Source organism: Moorena sp. SIO4G3 (assembly GCF_010692305.1).
GTDB lineage: Bacteria > Cyanobacteriota > Cyanobacteriia > Cyanobacteriales > Coleofasciculaceae > Moorena > Moorena producens_A.
Window position 1 is genome coordinate 1 of the sequence record NZ_JAAHIG010000023.1, and the last position, 20,868, is coordinate 20,868.

Consider the following 20,868-nt stretch of genomic DNA (forward strand, 5'->3'; position numbering starts at 1 on the left):
CTCCCACCTCCCCATCACCCCATCTCCCCATCTCCCCATCTCCCCATCTCAGCTAGTAGCGGGGAAACTGCCACCAATGAAGTGAATATCACTGAAGGTTTCGATCCACAGACGAGCGCCACAATCGAGGGGATGATCGGGATTATAGACAATCTTACAAGGACCGAGGATTTCGACTTCGTTGCCGTAGAGATTGGTGCCCTTTCGTTTTACTGAAATCACTGGCTTCCGGTCTTTGGGACTTTTCTTCATATTCGAGCCAATGTGATTGCGGTTGACATTAATCTTAGCTAAAGCCGGGGGACGACTGGTAAGCCATTTGCCCTTCGGTCCACGGGAGCCTTTGGTAATTTGTGGCAAATGGTTGAACAGAGGAATAATCCAGAATTTTCCACTTTTATAGGCACCCCTGACCCTACCCTTCTCTAGGAGTTGGCGCAATCGCCGAGACGAAATTCCTAATAAAGATGCGGCTTCAGTAGTACCAACACACTTGTTCATCAGTGGACTCCCCCTTAACTATTCCGATAATACTAGTTTAATAGGAAAAAAGAGAATTGGCAATTTTGGGGAATGGGGAATAGGGAACAGCGGATCTGGGAACAGGGAACAGGGGGAAAGTGTGGGAGGTGTGGGAGGTGTGGGGAGGGTGGGGAGCAAGTGGTGTGGTTTCCAGGATCAGTGACCAAGACCAGAATAGATAATTGGGAATCGGGAATCGAGAAATGCGATCGCGTAGCGTAGCCCTTCGGGCTAATCGCACAAGCGCGGAAGCTTCGCTTCATCGCCTTGACCTACGGTCAATCGCGAGCGGCTCCAAAGGAGCATCGCACTACTTCCCCTAAAGTTAATTAATTTATTTATTAAAAGAATACCTAAATAAATTGTGATTTTTATTCCCTGTTCCCTGTTCCCTGTTCCCTATTCCCTATTCCCTACTCCCTACTCCCTACTCCCTATTCCCTACTCCCTACTTCCAATTTGTTACAAAACTTTTAAAAATATGTTATAATTAAAGATTATTTGTGCTATAGTAAAACTGTGGTCGTTAAACGTCCACGGGAAGAGCCAGCCAACGGATTTTGCGAGGCCGGTGTGGCTGGCTCTTGGTCCCCAGTACAAGGAGATACATAGATTATGACTTACCATCAACGCCTACACCCATGGGTGGTTATTCGGCTGTTATCGAAGATGCAACGGGTGGTTGTTGCTCGTTTCCGCAAGCGTTCAGATGCGGAGGGCCATTTGCAGGCGCTGAAACGGTTGATGCCGGATGCCGAATTTATTATTATTTTTGATCACGGCGAGCCTATAGAAGAAGAATTTTAAGCATTCAGCTGCGTAGGGTGTGTTAGGGACGGGCTCACCCTAATTTTGCGCCTCAACGCCGGGGTTCGAACCGCCCGTCCCGTAACGCACCAGTGCCAGTCCAGTAGTGCCAGTCCGTCCAGTAGGGTGTGTTAGGGACGGGCTCACCCTAATTTTGCGCCTCAACGCCGGGGTTCGAACCGCCCGTCCCGTAACGCACCACCCAAACAGCAAATATGAAATGCACCCGTTTAATCTGAGCGATTGCGCTACGCGCACGCTACGCGAACAGCTATCAGTTATCAGTACACATAATTCAAGTAGGGTGGGCAAAGTTTCATTCTCTACAATACTGATTTCAACCAAACTTTTTTTGCCCACCCTACAAGCTAACCTAATGAGGTACACATGATTTTTTCCGTGTTCCCGATTCCCGATTCCCGTTCCCCTCCTGGGAGGGGTTAGGGGTGGGTTCCGATTCCCGTTCCCCTCCTGGGAGGGGTTAGGGGTGGGTTCCGATTCCCGATTCCCTATTCCCTTATAAAATGGCAATAAACAACTACAGTGAAATCATCCAAACCGTTATTCGTGAGCAAGCCGAGCTACACCAGTCGGGTTATAAAATTCCCACAAGCCGAAAACCCCGTGTCTAAAGACCGGGGATGAAGGCTATTAGCGGCTTTAGCCGCCGTGAAAATAAATATTCTTAGATTTACGAAATTTTACCCTGATTAGGGTATACTAAAGTAGTAGTTAAAGGTCGATAATAATGATTGTTTTAGAGTTCAAAGCATACGGAAAACAAAGGCAATTTTTAGCAATATACGAAGCGATTAGAACAGCTAAGTTTGTTCGCAATAGTTGTATTCGTTATTGGATGGACAATAAAGGTATTGGAAAATTAGACCTTAACAAATATTGTGCTGTTTTAGCGAAGCAGTTCCCGTTTGCTAATGAATTGAACTCTATGGCTCGTCAAGCTAGTGCTGAACGAGCTTGGTCATCAATCGTCCGTTTCTACGATAACTGCAAAAAGAAAGTTCCTGGAAAGAAGGGGTTTCCTAGATTCAAAAAGCATTGTCACTCAGTAGAATACAAGACCACGGGCTGGAAACTATGTCCAGACAAGAAGTCAATCATTTTTAGTGACAAAAAAGAAATAGGAAAACTCAAGCTTAAGGGTACGTGGGATTTATGGCGCTTTGACAAAAAGCTAATCAAAAGGGTCAGAATAGTCCGTCGTGCTGATGGGTATTATGTTCAGTTTTGCATTCAGATTGATATTAATGAGTCTGTTCCAGCAACAGGTACTACTATTGGCTTAGATGTTGGACTAAAGGATTTCTACACCGATTCTAATGGAACTACTGAATCTAATCCTCGGTTTTATCGAAAAGGAGAAAAGCGCCTAAAGTTTTATCAACGTCGGGTATCCCGGAAGAAGAAAGGCTCTAATAACCGCAAGAATGCAATTAATAAACTGGGTAGGACACACCTGAAAATAAGTAGGCAGCGTGAAGAACATGCCAAGAGACTGGCACGTTGCGTAGTCCGGTCAAACGATCTGGTAGCCTATGAAAATTTAAGGGTTAAGAATATGGTTAAAAACCACTGTCTTGCCAAGTCTATTAATGATGCAGGTTGGTACCAATTCCGGAAATGGGTGGAGCACTTTGGCACTAAATTTGGAAAAGTAACAGTCGCAGTAAACCCTGCCTATACTAGCCAGAATTGTTCTAATTGTGGTGAATTAGTCAAGAAGTCTCTATCAACTAGAACCCATGTTTGTCAGTGTGGTTGCAAACTTGATAGAGACCACAACGCTGCCATTAACATATTAGAAATAGCCTTGAGTACGGTGGGGCACACCGGAACTCTGATCTTAAATGATCCAAACGCTTGGGGAGAGGCGGCCTCTACTTTGGCTGGTGAAAACCTGTCAAAGCAAGTTGCCTCGTTGAACCAAGAATCCCCGTCTCTTTAGAGCGGGGAGTGTCAAGTTCCCATAGAAACAATTCTAGATATCGAACGCCATCACTACCTGTTGCTACAAGTGGGTTGGGTCAAAGACCATTGGGTCTATGGGTCTATCCTTCACCTGGATATTATTGATGGCAAAATCTACATTCAACAGAATAATACAGAACAAGTGATCGCTCAACGTTTAGTAGAATTGGGAGTGCCTAAAACAGATATTGTGATTGGCTTCCATTCTCCTTTTAAACGAAAATTCACTGACTATGCAGTTAGCTAGTGTTTCCATATAATTAATCGTAAGGTGGGCAAAATTATATTATCTAGAATAGTCAAAAGAACCCAACTTTTTTTGCCCACCCTACAAGCTCAAAAAGCGATTGACCGTAGGTCACGCTACGCGATCGCACTTTTGCCTCTTGCCTCTTGCCTCTTGCCTGCTCCCTGCTCCCTGCTCCCTGCTCCCTAAAAACCCAAAACTTTGTACTTAACTGGATTGCAAACCCCTGTATGACTATTTCTACCCTACCCTTAACCCTACCCCCCCTGGAAAACGGTGACAAACTCACCCGTTTTGAATTTGAGCAGCGCTACGCCGCCATGCCCGAGATCAAAAAAGCTGAATTAATAGAAAGATGTGTTTATATGACTCCTGCTGTTCATGCTAAAGCTCATGGTAAACCCCACGCTCACATTATGGGATGGCTGGTTGCCTACGAAGCTGTCACTACTGGTGTAGAAGTTTTGGATAATCCTACGGTGCATCTAGATGCTGACAACGAAGTCCAACCGGATGCTCTGCTTCGGATTGAGGAAAATGGACAATCTACTATCAGCAACGACGACTATGTCGAAGGGGCACCGGAACTGATTGTTGAAATTGCCGCCAGTAGCGCGTCGTATGATCTACACCAAAAGTTAAATGTCTATCGGCGCAATCAGGTACAGGAGTATCTGATCTGGCGAGTGTATGACCAAGAATTGGATTGGTTCTGTCTACAAGAGGGGAAATATATTCCCTTGCAACCTGATCAAGCAGGGATTCTCACTTCAACAATTTTCCCTGGTTTGTGGCTGGCGAAATCTGCCTTATTATCCGAAGATCTAGGCACTGTGTTAGGGGTTTTACAAGAGGGAGTAGGGAGTAGGGAGTAGGGAGTAGGGAGTAGGGAGATAGGGAGATGGGGAGATGGGGAGATGGGGAGGTGGTTTAACAGTTTGTTTGATAACAGTTTAATTTAATGGCTCGTAATCGTGCTAAGCGATCGCATAAATACTCGTAGGGTGGGCATTGCTGAACATGATCTTTATTGAACGGCGAGCAATTAAATAGCAATGCCCACCAACACCTTGCCCGTAGCCTTAGAATTAGCATCTTGGTAGAATGGGCATCTTGCCCGTGGCTGCTCCTGTTACAATTCTCCCCAACTCCCCATCTCCCCATCTCCCCATCTCCCCATCTCCCCATCTCCCCATCTCCCAATAGATGGTATTCTAACCACTAGTAATAACTAAAAATAAAGAGGAGTCAACGACAATGGGTGGGCAAAAAGAAATTACTTCCTGGCCAAAAATCTCCCATCCTACGTTCCACCACTGCTAAGCCCATCCCCGGCTTGACCGAAACCGAGCTGACCACTGGATGGGCCGGGCAAGGCCAAGGGCTGCAACCCGCCCAACAGTGTCAAACAGTGCATAGTTATGCTTGTCCACCTTTCGCCGGAGACGATGCGGAGTAAGACTCAGTCGATCTAAAGAAGCCGCAAATTGTATCAAAAGTCTTTTTTCTAGTGGCTGCTATTAGTTTTGTAGAACAGACATCTTGCCCATTGCTCCTGTTACAATTCTCCCCATCTCCCCATCTCCCCATCTCCCCATCTCCCCATCTCCCCATCTCCCCATCTCCCCACTCCCAGTAAACAAATGTAAACCCCCCTTGACTCCCCGCCCTTACCCAATGGTATTCTAAACCCTGTAACAAACAAAATCTAACAGGAGCAAAAGATAATGGGAAAGAAAAAGTTACTGCCAGGCCAGAAATCTCCCATCGTACGTTCCACCACCGCTAAGCCCATCCCCGGCTTGGAAGAAACAGCCCTGACGGAGGGCTATGGCAGTGTTTCTGGGTCAATCACCCCATCTGTAGAAACCTGGAGTGGTAAAATTGTGCAATGGAAGGGAAACCCTTTTGCGGGGGACGGGGACGAGTAAAACTACTCTATCACAGTTTTCTGAAATTATGTCAAAAGTCTTTTTTTTCATTGCTGGGCGGTCGATTGGCCGCGATAAATTTGCGGGAAACCCTAGCTACTTCGGGGTCTTCCGTTACCTGGCACGGTAGGGTTTTTGCTCGATGCTTGCCCTGGTGAGACTTTTTTGACAAATGTTGTGATTCCGATAGAGAAACCCCAGCTAGGAGCCTACTACCCCAGTGGGACTTAGTTGGGGTTTTCTTTTTCGGTTTGTACCGATAGCAAAATCCCTTATATTTTCTGGCGCATTCCTCTAAGCTATTACCCAACTGCAAGAAAGCGGGATGCCATTGAGTTAACCCATCATCAGTGAGCTGTTCATAGCTGCCGTAGTTGCTGAAGTCATAGAAAAAGCTTTGACGCATTTTTGCCGCTTTGGGGTTGCCGTGAATATAACGTAAAGTATTTAATGCTCTCTGGCGGTCTGTGGGAAGAAACCCATCAGCATAGTACCGTTTTTCCCAAAAATGCCCTGTACGATCCCCCCTAGCCCCCCTTACTAAGGGGGGAAGCCGAAGGCGGGGGGATCACATGGCAGTGTACCAATTAAGAAAGTGCATAATTTTCGGTAAATCAGCACCACAGACCGGTTCAATCAGATAATGCACATGATTGGACATGATGCACAACCCATAGAGTTTGAACTGATATTTCAACAGTGCCTTTTTAATCGCATATAGAAAGACCTCTCGGCATACTCGTTTAGATAATTTAAACTCACGATTGTTGCAACGGGTGGTAATGTGATAAGAATAGCCATCTTTGAAATTGCGAGGGAGTCTTGCCATAAATCTCAGTAGAATGGGCATCTTGCCCGTTGCTGTAGAATGGGCATCTTGCCTGTTAGATAGGAAACATCTGGCCCGTTTGATGATGGTAAAGTTTTGTGGAACAGGCATCTTGCCTGTAATATCGGAAAACTTTTGTAGAACAGGCATCTTGCCTGTAATATCGGAAAACTTTTGTGGAACAGGCATCTTGCCTGTTACTATTGATTCTCTCGCGGGCAGGATGCCCACTCTACCGCTATTGATTCTCTCGCGGGCAGGATGCCCACTCTACCGCTATTGATCCCTTAATTCAGCAACACCAAAATTCACCCCATCCCCCCATCTCCCCACCTCCCCATCTCCCCACCTCCCCATCTCCCCACTCCCCATCTATAACGAAAAAAAAATGCCCGACCTCTCCACCATCCCCGGCTTCACCGAACTCCAATCCCATACCACCGGTGATTCTCGCCTTCTGATCGCAGTATTAGATGGTTCAGTAGACTTAGACCGAGCCTGTTTCCAGGGGGCAAAGCTGAGTCGAATTACCCCCTTTTGGTCAGAAGAACTGGTGATTGACCCGGATCTGATTAAAGTCTTCCGAGACATTGATCAGTTAGATGACTTTGACGACGAAACCAAACACGATAAGCTCAAAGCCGCTATTCCGGACGACCGGATTCGTCATCGGATTGGCTTGGATTTCCATGCCACCCATATTTCCAGTACCATTTTTGGACAACCAGGCTCTCCCGTTGAAGGCATTGCCCCTGGTTGCCGAGGCATTAATATTCCCATTAGTCGGGATGGGGATAACTTCATCAACCCCCTGAACCTAGTTCATGCCTTTAATCAAGCCTTGGAACTAGGAGCCAATATTATTCACTGCGCCGCCTGTCACCCCACCCAATCCGGTGTGGCCCATGAACTGTTGGAAAAAGCAGTGCGTCAAGCCCAGGATAATAACGTTCTGGTGGTTGCCCCTGGTGGTAATGATAAAGGGGAATGTTGGTGTATTCCGGCAGTTTTGCCTGGAGTACTCACGGTTGGAGCCTACAAAGATAATGATCAACCGGCCAAGTTCAGTAACTTCGGTGGCCAGTATGCCAAACAAGGGGTGCTGGCTCCCGGAGAAAATATTCTGGGGGCACAACCGGGAACCGATGAAACAGTACGGAAAAAAGGAACCAGTTGTGCGGCTCCGGTAATTACTGGAATTTCCGCCTTGTTAATGAGTTTGCAATTACAACAAGGGGCAGCTCCCGATGCGGAAGCCATTCGTGCTGCTATTACCAATAGTGCCATTCCCTGCGACCCAGAAGAAGTAGAAGAACCGGAACGCTGTTTGCTGGGCAAGGTTAATATTGCCGGTGCCTTTGAGTTAATTACCGGACAAGAATTAGCAGCCAAAGGTGAAGAGTCAGAGATTACCAGTCAAGGCTCAGAGGATAAAAGTACGATTGTTTTTATATCGTCTCAAGAAGGGAACAGGGAACAGGGAACAGGGAACAGGGAACAGGAAATAGGGAATAGGGAACAGGGAATCGGGAATAGGGAACAGGGAATCGGGAACAGGGAACAGGGAATCGGGAATAGTGGAGAAGAATTAACGGAAATAGGAACAGAAAATGAATTAACCTTATCTTCTTCTGATGGGGTTAGCGCTGATAATATCACTGCTAATACTACTGCAGCCAATAATATTGTGCCGAGTGCTGGGTCAAACCTGGTCTATGTGATGGGAACGGTGGGGTATGATTTCGGCACGGAAGCAAGGCGGGATTCTTTTAAGCAGTTAATGCCACCGGTAGAGGTCAACGGGGTAATGGTTCCCCCCAACCCCTACGATGCCAGGCAAATGGGAGATTATTTGGGTCAGAATCTCTATGAAGCCAAGTCGTTAATTTGGACCTTGAACCTAGAACTGACCCCCATTTATGCCCTGGAACCGGTGGGGGCATTTGCGGATGATACTTACGCCACCTTGCAGGATATGCTGGCCAGTGAGGCATTGCCAGAAAACGATGAGGAGTATATAGAACGGGTGAGTATGGCGGGACGGTTGAGCCAGAAAACCGTCAAACTGTTCTCTGGACAAGAGCTGCCGGTGTTGAAGCTTTATAGTCCCCGGGGAATGTACGGCTGGACAATCAACACCTTAGTGGATAATGCCATCGAAGCCGTTCGTCAGGAACAAGAAAATGCTGATGAAGCCGCAATCCGGAAGTCTTTGACCGCATTTCTACATCGGGTCTATTATGATCTACGGAACTTAGGACAAGCTGACCGCGATCGCGCCATCAACTATGCCGCTATTAATGCCTTTCAAGCCGCCGAAAGTATTTCGGAAGCAGTAGCTATAGGCATGGAACTCCATAGTATTGAAGTAGAGAAGAGTCCCTTCTGTCGTTACGATAGCAACTGTTGGGATGTTAAACTCAAGTTCTTTGACCCAGATCATGGTCGCAGAGCCAAGAAAATCTATCGCTTCACCATTGATGTGATTGATTTGGTGCCAGTTACCTTAGGTCACGTGCGTTCTTGGTCAGTGCCGAAGTAGGGAGTAGGGAGTAGGGAGTAGGGAGTAGGGAGTAGGGAGATGGGGTGATGGGGTGATGGGGTGATGGGGAGATAGGGAGATAGGGTGATGGGGTGATGGGGAGTGCGTAGGGTGCTAGTGGTGCTTCAGGGGCGGACTTGCGCTTATTTTGACGGAGCGCCAGGGTTGGGATAGTCCGCCCCGTAACGCACCACCGGCTCAAACAGCTTTAATGAGATCCACCCAGTGTGGAAAGTGTATAAAGTGTGGTAAGTGTGGTGTTATCGTGGCTAACCCCAATTCCCATCTCCCGATTCCCATCTCCCGATTCCCGATTCCCGATTCCCCATAAAAAAAAGCAAAAAAAAACGGGGAAGAAAAAGTTAGTAAAAACCTTCCCCTCAAGGAAAAGCTAAAGACTAGAAGATGAAAAAACTAGAATATCCAAAAAAATATGATCACCTATAAAGATACCGTAAAGTGATTGAAAAGGTCAATAGTTTTTTTGTTAACTTTTATGTTGCGGCTTGTACTTTTATCTAGGAATGTTAAGAAATTTATAGCAAATTGCATTCAAAGATAGGGAGATAGGGAGATGGGGAGATGGGGAGATGGGGAGATGGGGAGATGGGGAGATAGGGAGATGGGGAGATAGGGAGATAGGGAGATTTGGGAAAGAGAAAGTTTTACCTTTGACGGCAACTTAGTATCGAGTTATCCATAGCTTGACTACACAACTGGAATAAACGCTTTACAATAACGGAAATACTAGGTCATTTGGCCATTGGCCTTTGAGAATTTCGGTTTTGAGTTCCGGTACAGTAGTATGCCTGCAAGTATTGCCCTGATTGCCCACGACAACAAGAAAAATGATATAGTGGCATTTGTCAAGGGCCACCAAATCGTTTTCTCTCGCTACACCTTAATTGCTACAGGGAACACAGGGAAACAAATTCAAAACTCCACTGGCTTACCCGTTGATTGCTTACTCCCTGGTCCTATTGGTGGAGATGCCCAGTTGTTTGCAGCGGTGGCGGAGGGAAAGGTCTGTGCTGTGTTTTTCTTCATCGATGCACTCTATTCTAAATCCCATGAACCTGATATTCAGCCTCTGTTACGGATTTGTGATGCCCATGATGTAGCGATCGCCACCAACTTAGCTACTGCAGAACTGGTCATCAGTGCCCTAGCGCGAACCCAAGTGGCTCACCTTATTTTTAATCCAGTGGCCGGTCAAGGAGACTCCGATCATGAATTGACCATTATTGAAAACATGCTGGGTGGCCATTTCAATCTCGAGATCCATCAAACTACTCCAGAAATTACGGCGGAAGAATTGACCCAAGGGGCGATCGCAGCCCACGCCGATCTGATCATTGCCTCTGGCGGTGATGGCACCGTATCCGCCGTTGCCAGTCAGCTAATTGATACCAATATTCCCCTCGGCATTATTCCCAGAGGAACCGCTAATGCCTTTTGTCAGGCCTTGGGCATTGGTGGCAGAGTAATGCCCATTCGCGCCGCCTGTCGCATCATTTCCGAAGGCTATACCAAAGTGATTGATGCGGCTCGCTGTAACGACACCCCCATGATTTTATTAACCGGAATTGGTTTTGAAGCAGAAATGGTCGATAAAGCCAGCCGAGAATTCAAGGATCAGTGGGGGGTACTGGCCTATCTGGTAGCGGGATGGCAACAACTCGATGAACAAGAGCTATTTGATGCGGCTGTAGAAATTGAAGACCAGATCTATCGAGTTGAGGTGGGGGCTATTACTGTGGCTAACGCGGCTCCCCCTACCTCAGTGTTAGCCCAAGGAATGGGTGAAGTGATTTACGACGATGGGTTACTAGATGTCACCATGGCCAAAGTAGACACAAAACTTCAGGCGGTCACATCAATGGTCAATGCCTTTGGTGCCGCGTTGGTTAACCTGGCACCCAACCAAGAAAATATTCATCATGTCCGAACCGACAGTATCAAAATAGCCACAGATCCCCCTCAGAAAGTGGTTGTGGATGGAGAAGTGATTGGAATAACTCCTATCAAAGTTGAATGTATTCCCAAGGGATTGACTGTATTTGTCCCCAACCCCAATTAATCTGCCTCAAGCCCAACCAATTTCAGCGGCTCAATCCCTTCTTTTCGAGAGTATGTTAAGACCTATAAATACTGGTGAAGGGGTTCGATATCGAGTAAAGTATAGCATTAGTGATATAGCAATTCTACGACTTGTGAGGTACAAATATCTGGGTTTTAGGGAGCAGGGAGCAGGGAGCAGGGAGCAGGTAATACAGAAGAGGCAAGAGCCAATAGTCAAACAATTATGTGTACCTCATGAGTTTTAGAAACGCTATAATGATTTATTGCTAGATATAGTTGATCATACTGATGAAGTACATTAAAGTTTATTATATCATTTCGGGATAATTACCCTTAATAAAAATTTCCCCCATCTCCCCATCTCCCCATCTCCCCACTCCCTACTCCCGATTCCCGACTCCCTACTCCCTAAAACTCCAGAATCATAGATTAAGCTAGTAGCAAAGTTAGCTAAAAAACTAGAATCTATGTTTAAAAAGCTATTAGCTCAGGTTGGCATTGGAGCAGCAAAGGTAGATACACGTTTGTACTTTGATTCCCTAGCGCCTGGGGAAATGGTAGAAGGGGAAGTTTATATTACTGGGGGAGATGTTTCCCAGAAAATTGATGATATTTATATTTATGTGGTTACGGAATACTTGCGGGAAGAAGAAGATACCGCAATCACAGAGGAATGCATATTAATGCAATATCGCCTCTCGGAACGCTTCAACTTAGAGGCAAAAGAGGAAATAGTTATTCCATTTTCGTTTCCCCTGCCAGAGGAAACACCACTGACATTAACCAGCCAACCAGTATATTTACGTACTGGCTTAGATATTCCCATTGCCGTTGACCCAAAAGACATCGATTACATTGAGGTACATCCACACCCCTTAATGCAAGCGGTATTTGATGCATTAGAAAACCTAGGGTTTCAACTTCATGAAATCGATTGTCAGTACAATACTCACTTCGGGGGTAGATATCCATTCGTCCAAGAGTTCGAGTTTCGACCGATGGGTAAGTATCAGGGTCACTTGGATGAATTGGAAATCATTTTTTCTCTCTACTCAGAAGACTTAGAAGTTTTCCTAGAAATAGACAAACGAGCCCGTGGATTTGGTGGTTTCCTAGAAGAAGCTTTCGATCTAGATGAACGTTATGTCCAATTTCAGGTAACGCTGGATGACCTCAATCTTCCTATGGGTGAATTAGAGGCAATGATTGAGGAGATTATTGAGAGTCAAATTAACTAGAGATTCAGTTTGGAATAGGGAACAGGGAATAGGGAACAGGGAACAGGGAACAGGGAATAGGGAAGAGAGAACAGGGAACAGGGAACAGGGAACAGGGAAAAAATCCTGTGTACCTTATTAGTCTATAAAGCTCTATCCATAGGGAACAGAGAACGGGTAACAATGAACAGAGTAGTAAATTGAGAGATTTTTAAATGTCAGCAATACATGATTTTAAAGACTTAAAAATTTGGCAAAAAGGTATGGAGATAGCAGAAAAGTGTTATTTTTTGACTAAACTCTTTCCTAAAGACGAGTTATATGGTATGGTGCAACAAATAAGAAGAGCTGCAGCATCTATTCCAGCTAATATAGCAGAGGGGTACGGAAGACGATCAACACCTGAATATATCAGATTTTTGAATATTGCCCAAGGGTCAATTAACGAATTACAAACACATATTCTTTTATAGCAATTCTACGACTTGTGAGGTACAAATTTCTGGTTTTTAGGGAGCAGGGAGCAGGGAGCAGGGAGCAGGGAAGAGGTAAGAAGTAAGAGGGAAGAGGGAAGAGGGAAGAGGGAAGAGGTNTTCAGGGGAGCTAGTCCTGGATGAATATTTGTACATTATCTATAGCCCCCTCATGGGTAATTGCTTGCTCTACTGGAAAATAGTACTAATGTTTAAGCAAAGCAAGACCTGCTCCCTCTTTAACTATAAGACACTGATATCAAATCAAGTTTACTAATCATCATATCGTCAAAAGTCCTGGTATATTCTTTTCAGTTATTCGTCGCCATTTATTCAAAGGGACAATAGCGCGGTTTAGCTATTAATTACGATTAAATCTCTGAGTACAATATTAGCAATTGCGCTTCGCTCCGCTGTAACGGCAATCCCTTGGGGTGTAAGCAGGCAGGATATAGTAGGATATCAGTAACTACTATAAATTTGGCGTTGCTGAATAGGGTTTGGATACTCAAGTATAGTTGGATCACTTACCGATTACCGATTATCGATTACCTTTGGGTCTTCCACAATTGAGCAACACCGTAAATTTAGGATTCTACCTTTAGGTCAAACTAAAGTTTAAAGAATAAATAAGCTATGGATACTAGTCAGATTGATAAATTTGTTTCCTATTGTAAAGGTGAACAGCCACAAAGTGAAGAAGATATCAGACGTTTTTTTGTAGGGGTTATTGGTTTCCCCTATGATAAAGAACTTCTCTTACAGGCATATCTATTTTTCAAGATCAAGTCATTATTTCCAAACTGTAGTAAGCTCCTGTTGTTTGAAAAAGCCTTAATCCAAGACTATACAAATTTAGGAAAAGTTGATTTTGCTTATCTTAGTCAAGATAACGGTTTATTTTTAATTGAAACCAAATATATTGATACTGAAGCGACAGGAAAGCACGAAAGAACTAGAAGAAATAAGCATAGAAATAAGGTAGTGGCTCAAGTCATTGATTGGAAAGATCAATTTAGGGATTATTGGAAGCTATCAACTAACCAAATTAATTGTGGAGTATTTACAACGGATCCACAAGTAGTTGATCGTGCAATAAGCACTGACCTTATCGCTAAATCAATATCTACATCTGATCTAGAACGGTGGCAGAAAAATTATAAATTTTATAACTTAGAGCATGGCAATAAACGGGATTCGGTGAGAGATATATATGAGGTGATAAAGTGATCAGGTGATCAGGTGATGAAGTGATGAGGCAATAAAGGATGGTATTGCTCAAAATAGTTACTTTCATTCTCGCCGTTGTCATAGGCTGTGGTGGGGTGATAGCTTTATTATATGGCATGAATGGCTTGGTAAATCAGCTAGCCAATAAAACGCGATTGACGGAAGGTCACGCTAGGCGAACGCATTTTATGGCTTGGGTATACTTAGCCCCTGCTTTAGCATTACTAACCGCTTACCTGATTCTGCCGACCCTCAATACTATATATATCAGCTTCTTGGATAAGCGATCGCAAAATTTTGTGGGACTGGACAATTACATCTTTGCCTTTACCAACCCTACTATGCTAATCGCTTTTCGTAACAATGTGCTTTGGTTGGTATTGGTAACAGGGTTTAGTGTAGCATTGGGTTTAATTATTGCGGTGCTGGTGGATCGGGTACGCTATGAAACCGTAGCCAAGTCTATAATCTTTATGCCAATGGCAATTTCCTTTGTGGGGGCTAGCGTGATTTGGCGATTTATCTATGCTTTTCGTCCAGCTGGCTCAGAACAAATTGGCTTACTCAATGGCATTATTACCAGTTTAGGATTTGAGCCTGTAGGTTGGTTAGTGGAGCGCTCTATTAATAATTATGCTCTGATTGTGATTATGATTTGGTTGCAGACAGGGTTTTGCTTGATTTTGCTCTCTGCTGCCATCAAAGGTATCCCCAAAGATATTATCGAAGCTGCACGGATAGATGGAGCTAGTGAGTGGCAAATCTTCTGGAAAATTACTATTCCGATGATACGAGGGACTATTGCTGTGGTTGTGACTACTGTAGTAATAGCGGTGCTGAAAGTCTTTGATATTGTCTGGGTGATGACCGGTGGTAATCAAAATACGGAAGTGATTGCGTCTCGTATGATTAAGGAAATGTTCAATTATCGGAACTTTGGACGAGGTAGTGCGATCGCAGTTATTTTATTACTAGTTATTATTCCGGTTATGATTAGCAATATCCGTCGGTTTCGAGAGCAGGAGAACAGCCGTTGATGGTAAAAACTGAATAGGGTCATGGCTGCTATTCTTACTCAAGTTACCATTCGAGTCTGATGCCGTTACCGAGTTAAGCAACTGTTATAGCTATGGTTGAAATTATATCAGGCTTGGGGAGATGCGATGCTCCTTTGGAGCCGCTTCGCGAACGCATCTTGCCCAGTTGTTTTGCCCAGTTGTTTTGCCCACTTGTTTAACGACTGCTGTTGTGGGATTGGTTGCACAAAGCGCTTATCTTGTAAAAAAATAGACTAATTCCAGACATGACTTTAACCCAGCTATGGCACCAAAACCGCTCTTTGTAGCAAAATCCCAACACCTACAGCAATTCTTCTGGAAAATCCCGATTCATCTGACCCTGATTATCATCTCTTTGATCTGGACTCTACCTACTGTTGGCTTGTTCATTAGTTCCCTACGTTACCGAGATGATGTGCTCAAAAGCGGTTGGTGGTCAGTCTTCCAACACCCCTTCAATTTCACCCAATACCACCTAGGTAACTATATTGATGTGATTACCTCCGAAGGGATGGGACAGGCATTTCTCAATAGTCTGGTTATCTCGATTCCCGCTACAGTGATTCCGATTGCGATCGCTACTTTTGCTGCCTACGGGTTTGCTTGGATGAAATTTCCTGGTCGCCAAGTCCTGTTTATGGTAGTAGTTGGCTTGCTGGTAGTCCCGTTACAGATGACTCTGATTCCGGTATTGCGAGTCTACGGATATCTAGGACTTTCCGGGACATTATTAGGTATTTGGTTAGCGCACACAGGCTATGGTTTGCCCTTAGGAATTTATTTATTGCGTAATTATATTGCTAGTTTGCCTCAGGAGTTAATCGAAGCAGCAGCAGTGGATGGTGCGTCTCATCTAACCATAGTTACCCAGGTGATTGTACCTCTATCCATGCCTGCGATCGCATCATTTGCCGTGTTTCAATTTCTCTGGGTATGGAATGACTTGCTAGTTGCTTTAGTCTATCTCGGAGTTACACCAGACGTTGCCCCGTTAACGATCCGATTAACAAATATAGTCGGTTATCGTGGGCAGCAGTGGCATCTTCTTACCTCTGGTGCATTTATCACCATGATTGTACCACTGATTGTGTTTTTTGTTCTACAGCGGTACTTTGTGCGGGGGATTTTAGCTGGTTCGGTTAAGGGTTGATACTCTTATAGCAATTATTATATAGCAATTCTACGACTTATGAGGTACAAATATCTGGGTTTTAGGGACTTCGGAGCAGGGACTGAGGCCGTAGGCCACGCTACGCGAACGGAGCAGGGACTTCGGAGCAGGGAAGAGGCAAGAGGCAAGAGGCAAGAGGGAAAAAATAATGTTTACCTCATCAGTCCTATAAACGCTATACTCATGAGGTACAAATCTCTGGGTTTTAGGGAATAGGGAATAGGCATGCTAGCAATAGGCAATAGGGAAAACTAGGAAATATATCCGATAATTTTTTGGTGTTATTATAAATCAGAACTGGGTTTCATGATATATTTTTAAAGGCTCAAGTTTAACTTGATAACATGCTAGGATACACCTTCAAAACTGGCAAAGCATGACTTTAAATGATTATACTCCTAACACAAAAGCCAAACCCATAACTAAGCGTTTAGTATCCATCGATTTATTACGTGGGTTAGTTATGGTTTTAATGGCATTAGACCATGTAAGAATTTTTTTGTCTAACCCTGGTTTTAATCCCTTAGATATAAACCAATCAAACCTTCCTTTATTTTTTACTAGATGGGTGACGCACTTATGTGCACCATCATTCATTTTTCTAGCAGGTATTGCTGCCTATCTTTCTCTAAAACGGAGGAACAGCCCAAAAGAACTATCTAAATTCCTTGTAATTCGTGGACTTTGGCTAATTATCTTAGACTTAACAGTAATTAGTTTGGCATTGACATTTCATACAGTTTTGTTTGGTATGGCAGTTTTATGGGCAATTGGCTGGTCTATGATTATTTTAGCTGCACTGATTCATCTTCCAATTAGAAGTATAGCCATAATTGGGATTATCCTTATAGCTGGACATAATTTATTGGATGGTATCCAGGCTGACAATTTTGGGAATTTGACTTGGCTTTGGTCGTTTCTTCATGAACGTAAAATGTTTATGCCATCCCCAGCAATTTACTTTTATATTGGTTATCCTATCATCCCTTGGGTTGGTGTAATGGCGATTGGCTATGCATTTGGAAAAGTAGTTAGTTTCGAGAAAAATCAGCGTATAGGTTGGTTGCGAAACTTGGGGTTTGGCTTAATTTTAAGTTTTTTTATAATTCGAGGAATAAATCTTTACGGTGATCCCAAGCCTTGGTCATTTCAAGGTAATTTTACTAAAACACTCTTTTCATTTGTTGATTGCCATAAATATCCGCCTTCATTACTGTACTTATTAATCACTATTGGTCTAGCCTTGTTAATACTTTATGGGTTTGAAGTTAAAAGATTTCGATTTCTTAAGCCCTTGATAATGTTTGGACGAGTTCCTTTATTTTTTTATATTATTCACCTTTGGGTAATCCATTTTACTGCCATTGTTTTATCGCTACCTAAGTATGGTATAAAAGCCGTGATGCTACCTTACTTATAGCGTTTCTAGGACTCATGAGGTACACATTAGTTTTGACCTCTTCCCTCTTCCCTCTTCCCTCTTCCCTCTTCCCTCTTCCCTCTTCCCTCTTCCCTCTTCCCTCTTCCCTCTTCCCTCTTCCCTCTTCCCTGCTCCGTTCGCGTAGCGTGGCCTACGGCCTCAGTCCCTGCTCCGAAGTCCCTAAAAACCAGAAATTTGTACCTCACAAGTAGTAGAATTGCTATAGATAAAAGTGCTATGCCAGCAAATTATGGTTATAGTCTCCCCCATGTTTATCTGATCTGGCTAATTATAATTATAAGTCTTTATCCTATATGTCATTGGTTTGCTAATTTCAAAAGTCAGCATAAGTATTGGTGGTTAAATTATTTGTAGCCTCAGGATTGATAACTGCTAATATGTAAGCATTCAGCATTCAGCGGTCAGCTTATTTTATTCAAAAGCACCTCCAAACTTTACTATAGCGCTGCGAACAGCGCGATAATTGTAACATCAGCTGATTTTAGACCGACATTATCGGTCTTGGAGAATTTTGGTGAAACAGAGTGGAGTGCGCAACGGATTTGCGCTGGGTGGGACTCTTGCTTATGCTTGTGGATGCAATCCTCAGGTTTTTGGCAATGGAACACAGGAGGTTCTAGATGAGTGATTTATTAAGTCAGAACTGGGAAAAATTCTTAGAAATTCAGGCTATTGGTGATTGGAATGGCATATGGACTCGGCTGGCAGGGAATGGGGAGTTAGTAGAACGTTTTCATGGAGTCAGGAGCTATGTAGTCTATCCTGATCGCGAAGCAGTAGTTCAAAAAAATCACTATCGATATGAAGATGGTACGAGTGAGTCTAGAACATTTGGTCCTTACAAAAAAGGGAAGCTAACAACTCCCTTCTTAGACTCATGCTGGACTTGGGGATACACACCTAAGATTGAGCGGGGTCAGTTATATTATTTTGAGACATGTTTCAAACACGAAAGGTTGGGACTGAGTAGCGCCTGTCAGTATCTCGAAGATGGCTCGTTACATCATGTTACCTCTATCTGGGAGACACTAGACTTCTTTCGAGGAGAGCCTCAAGAGATAGACTATACTTCTTCTGACAATTGGAAGGGGAGTATAATTTCCACTATAACCCCAGACTTAATTATCGCAAGTGCCAGTGATTGTCAGTGGAAACCTATAGATGAATTAGCCCAGGAAAATATTATAGTCCGCTTCTCCAATGGAGTGACTGTTAGTCTCCCAGAAACGGCTGCCTATGATAGAGAATCTCTTATAATCACGGATTGGTTGGTGAATCCCGGTCTTTTAAAAAGGGGAATCCGTCACTATAACCAGGAGGGAAAATTCTCTCACTTTTCCCTAATGAATTTCATGAGATAACATCTTAAAAGATGGAAAAACATCAAAGTAACATGGCTGATAATTCATTACCAACGGTAGTAGAAGACGCTCGATCCATTAGTGGTTTATACGAACTCGCCATCGGTGTAACAGCAGAGGATGAAGCAACTCTGATCGAGTATTGGCAACAGTTTGGCTTTAGTGTAGGGCAATCTGGTACTCTCAGTGCAACGGAAGCTAATGAGTTATATGGCGTCAATTCCAGTTTGCGATCGCATCGCCTACACAATCAACTTAAAGACAGGGGTTTGCTCCGCTTGATGGTTTGGGAGCAGCCGGTTAATGAAGGATTAGGGTTGAGTCCCTTGAAAGTGCTGGGTAGCCGCTGGGGAGCGATGCTGTCTTTGGATGTTTTTAATGTTGCTAATCATGCCGAAGATGCGATCGCTGCTGGCTTACCTGTATATTATGTTCCACCCCAGAGAAATTTGATTTATCGTCCCGATCCATTCCAGCCTTTTATGCAAGCCAATCCTTGTGTACATGAAATGGTTCTAATCCAGCCCCTGACACGGCAAGTCATTTTTGAACGCCATGATTACACCATGCCCTTGTCTGGAATTGTTAACCCAGAGTCTCATTTCAAAGCCTCAGAGTTCGTTCACCTAGGAATGGTGGTAACAGGTGGTAAAGAGCAGTTGGACTTTTACGAACAGATACTGGGTTTGGTTTTTGGGGTAAATAGTAGAGAAAGCCAATACGGTGAAGCTTCCCGTCATATCCTCGAACTAAAGGGTCCAGAAAATGGAGAGCATCTGTTCACTACTGACTTCATACCGCCTGGTGCCTCAGCTACGGATTTATCCCAGGTGCGTTCTGGGCGCTTGCACATTATGCGGATTGAAGGGTCAGATCTGCCCAACAAGCATAGCCACTCCCGTCCAGGTTGCTTAGGCGTTTCTTTGTACACTATTAGAGTGCAGGAGATAAATTTATACCACCAGCGCGTTAGTAGTAGTGCAGCAACTGAGGTAACCCAGGTATATGATAACGAGTTTGGGGAGAGGAGTTTCTCGTTTATAGCTCCTGATGGGTATTTTTGGACTTTAGTGGAGGGATAAAAAATGGATTTAAAAGAGCAAAACTGGAAAAATTTCACGGCCAACCATTTGCGGGATTGGCATGGTATTTGGACAAGGTATTCTCCTGAAGGAGAGATTATAGAATCATTTCAAAGTCTGAGAAGCTTCCGCAGCAATCCAGAACAAACAGAAATTTATCAGACTAATCGTTATACATACGCTGACGGTAGGATAGAATAAAAAAAATGGAGGCTAGATAAACATTCAATCAGAGCATTTTTCTTTGAACAAGGTGCAGCTACATGGTCAGCTAAACAGTTAGAAACTGGTTCGGTGTTTCAACCGGCTGAATTTTTATTCAAACATGAAGATATAAGACATAGTGTTGCCCTTATTTATGATAGTAATGGCAGTTTGATGCGGACAGTAAGTATCCGTGAAGATGCAGCAGACTTACCCAGTAAATATTGGTCAAAGGAAATCAATCTATTACCTGAGAGAAATCTGAGTGGTAACTGGCAAGGAACTTCTGTGACCATGACCCCAGATTTAAAGGTTTCTGACCCAATAGCAACTCAACTACACTGGCCCTTGGCAGGAAACAAAATGTTCTTTTTTCCTGATGGTATTTCCCTGAGTTGTCCTGATAAAGTCAATATTGGCAAGAACTTTAGCATTGCTGCTAATTGGCTGATTACCCCCTCTGAGTTACAACAACTAAGCGTCAATTATGATAAATCTGGAGCTTTGTATAGCAAGACTCTGGAAGAATTTTACCTGTCCAATGCTGGAGGGAATCCCTAAGATATTTTCCAATCCTTCAGTCTAGAGCCTCCTAGTTACCATGAGCTGTACCTTCCCCCTGTTTTGGTTTCTTCTTAATCTCAGCACCTATGTAAATTTGCTATATATACCAAAATTATAGTAT

At 43.9% G+C, this 20,868-nt stretch carries 28 protein-coding genes and 1 pseudogene; 21 read left to right on the forward strand and 8 right to left on the reverse strand.

Going from position 1 to position 20,868, the window contains the following annotated elements; all coding sequences use genetic code 11:
- Positions 1 to 48: 48 nt before the first annotated feature.
- Positions 49 to 501: a helix-turn-helix domain-containing protein gene (locus F6J99_RS06245; RefSeq protein ID WP_293112179.1), complete on the reverse strand. Its 453-nt coding sequence runs from the start codon at positions 499 to 501 to the stop codon at positions 49 to 51.
- 37 nt (positions 502 to 538) lie between these two features.
- Complete coding sequence (locus tag F6J99_RS06250) at positions 539 to 763, reverse strand: hypothetical protein (RefSeq protein WP_293112180.1); 225 nt, start codon at positions 761 to 763, stop codon at positions 539 to 541.
- Positions 764 to 886: 123 nt separating this feature from the next.
- Here F6J99_RS06250 and F6J99_RS06255 point away from each other — a divergent pair, with 123 nt between their 5' ends.
- The 5 genes from F6J99_RS06255 (at position 887) to F6J99_RS06275 (ending at position 4,437) form a co-directional block, all read left to right on the forward strand.
- The gene (locus F6J99_RS06255; protein ID WP_293112181.1) at positions 887 to 1,012 is read left to right on the forward strand and encodes a hypothetical protein; all 126 of its coding nucleotides are present in this window, start codon (positions 887 to 889) and stop codon (positions 1,010 to 1,012) included.
- Between the two features lie 125 nt (positions 1,013 to 1,137).
- Complete coding sequence (locus tag F6J99_RS06260) at positions 1,138 to 1,329, forward strand: hypothetical protein (RefSeq protein ID WP_293112182.1); 192 nt, start codon at positions 1,138 to 1,140, stop codon at positions 1,327 to 1,329.
- A gap of 748 nt (positions 1,330 to 2,077) precedes the next feature.
- Positions 2,078 to 3,292 (forward strand): transposase, encoded by a 1,215-nt coding sequence (locus tag F6J99_RS06265; RefSeq protein WP_293112183.1) that lies wholly within the window; start codon positions 2,078 to 2,080, stop codon positions 3,290 to 3,292.
- A gap of 21 nt (positions 3,293 to 3,313) precedes the next feature.
- Positions 3,314 to 3,562, forward strand: coding sequence for a XisI protein (locus F6J99_RS06270; protein ID WP_293112328.1), 249 nt, complete (start codon positions 3,314 to 3,316; stop codon positions 3,560 to 3,562).
- A 230-nt stretch (positions 3,563 to 3,792) separates the two neighbouring features.
- A complete protein-coding gene (locus tag F6J99_RS06275; protein WP_293112329.1) occupies positions 3,793 to 4,437 on the forward strand; it encodes a Uma2 family endonuclease in 645 nt (214 codons plus the stop codon).
- 55 nt (positions 4,438 to 4,492) lie between these two features.
- Here F6J99_RS06275 and F6J99_RS06280 read toward each other — a convergent pair whose 3' ends face one another.
- On the reverse strand, positions 4,493 to 4,750 hold the full coding sequence (locus F6J99_RS06280) for a hypothetical protein (RefSeq protein WP_293112184.1): 258 nt from the start codon (positions 4,748 to 4,750) through the stop codon (positions 4,493 to 4,495).
- Between the two features lie 73 nt (positions 4,751 to 4,823).
- On the opposite strand from F6J99_RS06280, the gene F6J99_RS45430 reads away from it, so the two are divergent.
- The gene (locus F6J99_RS45430; protein WP_365972727.1) at positions 4,824 to 5,021 is read left to right on the forward strand and encodes a cyanobactin class RiPP; all 198 of its coding nucleotides are present in this window, start codon (positions 4,824 to 4,826) and stop codon (positions 5,019 to 5,021) included.
- On the opposite strand, the gene F6J99_RS06285 is transcribed toward F6J99_RS45430, so the two are convergent.
- On the reverse strand, positions 4,982 to 5,176 hold the full coding sequence (locus F6J99_RS06285) for a hypothetical protein (protein ID WP_293112185.1): 195 nt from the start codon (positions 5,174 to 5,176) through the stop codon (positions 4,982 to 4,984). The genes F6J99_RS45430 and F6J99_RS06285 overlap by 40 nt on opposite strands.
- A 113-nt stretch (positions 5,177 to 5,289) precedes the next feature.
- Between F6J99_RS06285 and F6J99_RS06290 the strand changes: the two genes are divergently transcribed.
- Complete coding sequence (locus F6J99_RS06290) at positions 5,290 to 5,493, forward strand: cyanobactin class RiPP (RefSeq protein ID WP_293112186.1); 204 nt, start codon at positions 5,290 to 5,292, stop codon at positions 5,491 to 5,493.
- 31 nt (positions 5,494 to 5,524) lie between these two features.
- Here the strand turns inward: F6J99_RS06290 and F6J99_RS45435 are convergent, their stop codons facing one another.
- Entirely contained in the window at positions 5,525 to 5,899 is a 375-nt protein-coding gene (locus F6J99_RS45435; RefSeq protein ID WP_365972730.1) for a hypothetical protein, read from the reverse strand.
- 162 nt (positions 5,900 to 6,061) lie between these two features.
- On the reverse strand, positions 6,062 to 6,511 hold the full coding sequence (locus F6J99_RS45440) for a transposase (RefSeq protein ID WP_365972733.1): 450 nt from the start codon (positions 6,509 to 6,511) through the stop codon (positions 6,062 to 6,064).
- A gap of 199 nt (positions 6,512 to 6,710) precedes the next feature.
- On the opposite strand from F6J99_RS45440, the gene F6J99_RS06300 reads away from it, so the two are divergent.
- Entirely contained in the window at positions 6,711 to 8,864 is a 2,154-nt protein-coding gene (locus F6J99_RS06300) for a PatA/PatG family cyanobactin maturation protease (RefSeq protein WP_293112187.1), read from the forward strand.
- On the opposite strand, the gene F6J99_RS06305 is transcribed toward F6J99_RS06300, so the two are convergent.
- Positions 8,824 to 9,066, reverse strand: coding sequence for a hypothetical protein (locus F6J99_RS06305; protein ID WP_293112188.1), 243 nt, complete (start codon positions 9,064 to 9,066; stop codon positions 8,824 to 8,826). The genes F6J99_RS06300 and F6J99_RS06305 overlap by 41 nt on opposite strands.
- Positions 9,067 to 9,669: 603 nt before the next feature.
- On the opposite strand from F6J99_RS06305, the gene mgsA reads away from it, so the two are divergent.
- Both mgsA and F6J99_RS06315 read left to right on the forward strand, forming a co-directional pair.
- The gene (gene mgsA / locus F6J99_RS06310; protein ID WP_293112189.1) at positions 9,670 to 10,944 is read left to right on the forward strand and encodes a methylglyoxal synthase; all 1,275 of its coding nucleotides are present in this window, start codon (positions 9,670 to 9,672) and stop codon (positions 10,942 to 10,944) included.
- A gap of 469 nt (positions 10,945 to 11,413) precedes the next feature.
- Positions 11,414 to 12,184 (forward strand): sporulation protein, encoded by a 771-nt coding sequence (locus F6J99_RS06315; RefSeq protein ID WP_293068338.1) that lies wholly within the window; start codon positions 11,414 to 11,416, stop codon positions 12,182 to 12,184.
- 4 nt (positions 12,185 to 12,188) lie between these two features.
- Here the strand turns inward: F6J99_RS06315 and F6J99_RS06320 are convergent, their stop codons facing one another.
- Entirely contained in the window at positions 12,189 to 12,347 is a 159-nt protein-coding gene (locus tag F6J99_RS06320) for a hypothetical protein (RefSeq protein WP_293112190.1), read from the reverse strand.
- 31 nt (positions 12,348 to 12,378) lie between these two features.
- On the opposite strand from F6J99_RS06320, the gene F6J99_RS06325 reads away from it, so the two are divergent.
- The 11 genes and pseudogenes from F6J99_RS06325 to F6J99_RS45450 all read left to right on the forward strand — a co-directional run bounded on the left by F6J99_RS06325 (position 12,379) and on the right by F6J99_RS45450 (position 20,744).
- On the forward strand, positions 12,379 to 12,636 hold the full coding sequence (locus tag F6J99_RS06325; RefSeq protein WP_293112191.1) for a four helix bundle protein: 258 nt from the start codon (positions 12,379 to 12,381) through the stop codon (positions 12,634 to 12,636).
- Between the two features lie 636 nt (positions 12,637 to 13,272).
- Entirely contained in the window at positions 13,273 to 13,866 is a 594-nt protein-coding gene (locus F6J99_RS06330) for a hypothetical protein (protein WP_293112192.1), read from the forward strand.
- A gap of 38 nt (positions 13,867 to 13,904) precedes the next feature.
- Positions 13,905 to 14,903 (forward strand): sugar ABC transporter permease, encoded by a 999-nt coding sequence (locus F6J99_RS06335; RefSeq protein WP_293112193.1) that lies wholly within the window; start codon positions 13,905 to 13,907, stop codon positions 14,901 to 14,903.
- A 283-nt stretch (positions 14,904 to 15,186) separates the two neighbouring features.
- Positions 15,187 to 16,074 (forward strand): carbohydrate ABC transporter permease, encoded by an 888-nt coding sequence (locus F6J99_RS06340; protein ID WP_293112194.1) that lies wholly within the window; start codon positions 15,187 to 15,189, stop codon positions 16,072 to 16,074.
- Between the two features lie 39 nt (positions 16,075 to 16,113).
- Complete coding sequence (locus F6J99_RS06345; protein ID WP_293112195.1) at positions 16,114 to 16,311, forward strand: hypothetical protein; 198 nt, start codon at positions 16,114 to 16,116, stop codon at positions 16,309 to 16,311.
- A gap of 160 nt (positions 16,312 to 16,471) precedes the next feature.
- On the forward strand, positions 16,472 to 17,515 hold the full coding sequence (locus F6J99_RS06350) for a heparan-alpha-glucosaminide N-acetyltransferase domain-containing protein (RefSeq protein ID WP_293112196.1): 1,044 nt from the start codon (positions 16,472 to 16,474) through the stop codon (positions 17,513 to 17,515).
- A 14-nt stretch (positions 17,516 to 17,529) separates the two neighbouring features.
- Complete coding sequence (locus F6J99_RS06355; RefSeq protein ID WP_293112197.1) at positions 17,530 to 17,727, forward strand: hypothetical protein; 198 nt, start codon at positions 17,530 to 17,532, stop codon at positions 17,725 to 17,727.
- Positions 17,728 to 18,156: 429 nt separating this feature from the next.
- Entirely contained in the window at positions 18,157 to 18,897 is a 741-nt protein-coding gene (locus F6J99_RS06360; protein WP_293112198.1) for a DUF3598 family protein, read from the forward strand.
- Positions 18,898 to 18,908: 11 nt separating this feature from the next.
- Positions 18,909 to 19,979, forward strand: coding sequence for a hypothetical protein (locus F6J99_RS06365; RefSeq protein WP_293112199.1), 1,071 nt, complete (start codon positions 18,909 to 18,911; stop codon positions 19,977 to 19,979).
- Between the two features lie 3 nt (positions 19,980 to 19,982).
- Positions 19,983 to 20,378, forward strand: a pseudogene (locus tag F6J99_RS45445) (DUF3598 family protein); the annotation flags it as partial.
- A gap of 168 nt (positions 20,379 to 20,546) precedes the next feature.
- Complete coding sequence (locus tag F6J99_RS45450; RefSeq protein ID WP_365972792.1) at positions 20,547 to 20,744, forward strand: hypothetical protein; 198 nt, start codon at positions 20,547 to 20,549, stop codon at positions 20,742 to 20,744.
- The last annotated feature ends 124 nt before the right edge of the window (positions 20,745 to 20,868 follow it).

What these genes read in the sequence shown, in the direction of transcription:
- F6J99_RS06275 (WP_293112329.1), top strand. Translation starts at nt 3,793, where the DNA reads ATGACTATTTCTACCCTACCCTTAACCCTACCCCCCCTGGAAAACGGT.
- F6J99_RS06265 (WP_293112183.1), top strand. Translation starts at nt 2,078, where the DNA reads ATGATTGTTTTAGAGTTCAAAGCATACGGAAAACAAAGGCAATTTTTA.
- F6J99_RS06365 (WP_293112199.1), top strand. Translation starts at nt 18,909, where the DNA reads ATGGAAAAACATCAAAGTAACATGGCTGATAATTCATTACCAACGGTA.
- F6J99_RS06315 (WP_293068338.1), top strand. Translation starts at nt 11,414, where the DNA reads ATGTTTAAAAAGCTATTAGCTCAGGTTGGCATTGGAGCAGCAAAGGTA.
- F6J99_RS45435 (WP_365972730.1), bottom strand. Translation starts at nt 5,899, where the DNA reads ATGCGTCAAAGCTTTTTCTATGACTTCAGCAACTACGGCAGCTATGAA.
- F6J99_RS06260 (WP_293112182.1), top strand. Translation starts at nt 1,138, where the DNA reads ATGACTTACCATCAACGCCTACACCCATGGGTGGTTATTCGGCTGTTA.
- F6J99_RS45440 (WP_365972733.1), bottom strand. Translation starts at nt 6,511, where the DNA reads ATGCCTGTTCCACAAAAGTTTTCCGATATTACAGGCAAGATGCCTGTT.
- F6J99_RS06325 (WP_293112191.1), top strand. Translation starts at nt 12,379, where the DNA reads ATGTCAGCAATACATGATTTTAAAGACTTAAAAATTTGGCAAAAAGGT.
- F6J99_RS06285 (WP_293112185.1), bottom strand. Translation starts at nt 5,176, where the DNA reads ATGGGGAGATGGGGAGATGGGGAGATGGGGAGATGGGGAGATGGGGAG.
- F6J99_RS06350 (WP_293112196.1), top strand. Translation starts at nt 16,472, where the DNA reads ATGACTTTAAATGATTATACTCCTAACACAAAAGCCAAACCCATAACT.
- F6J99_RS06335 (WP_293112193.1), top strand. Translation starts at nt 13,905, where the DNA reads ATGGTATTGCTCAAAATAGTTACTTTCATTCTCGCCGTTGTCATAGGC.
- F6J99_RS06340 (WP_293112194.1), top strand. Translation starts at nt 15,187, where the DNA reads ATGGCACCAAAACCGCTCTTTGTAGCAAAATCCCAACACCTACAGCAA.
- F6J99_RS06280 (WP_293112184.1), bottom strand. Translation starts at nt 4,750, where the DNA reads ATGGGGAGATGGGGAGATGGGGAGATGGGGAGATGGGGAGTTGGGGAG.
- F6J99_RS06360 (WP_293112198.1), top strand. Translation starts at nt 18,157, where the DNA reads ATGAGTGATTTATTAAGTCAGAACTGGGAAAAATTCTTAGAAATTCAG.
- F6J99_RS06345 (WP_293112195.1), top strand. Translation starts at nt 16,114, where the DNA reads ATGAGGTACAAATATCTGGGTTTTAGGGACTTCGGAGCAGGGACTGAG.
- F6J99_RS06330 (WP_293112192.1), top strand. Translation starts at nt 13,273, where the DNA reads ATGGATACTAGTCAGATTGATAAATTTGTTTCCTATTGTAAAGGTGAA.
- F6J99_RS06300 (WP_293112187.1), top strand. Translation starts at nt 6,711, where the DNA reads ATGCCCGACCTCTCCACCATCCCCGGCTTCACCGAACTCCAATCCCAT.
- F6J99_RS06245 (WP_293112179.1), bottom strand. Translation starts at nt 501, where the DNA reads ATGAACAAGTGTGTTGGTACTACTGAAGCCGCATCTTTATTAGGAATT.
- mgsA (WP_293112189.1), top strand. Translation starts at nt 9,670, where the DNA reads ATGCCTGCAAGTATTGCCCTGATTGCCCACGACAACAAGAAAAATGAT.
- F6J99_RS45450 (WP_365972792.1), top strand. Translation starts at nt 20,547, where the DNA reads ATGTTCTTTTTTCCTGATGGTATTTCCCTGAGTTGTCCTGATAAAGTC.
- F6J99_RS06355 (WP_293112197.1), top strand. Translation starts at nt 17,530, where the DNA reads ATGAGGTACACATTAGTTTTGACCTCTTCCCTCTTCCCTCTTCCCTCT.
- F6J99_RS06290 (WP_293112186.1), top strand. Translation starts at nt 5,290, where the DNA reads ATGGGAAAGAAAAAGTTACTGCCAGGCCAGAAATCTCCCATCGTACGT.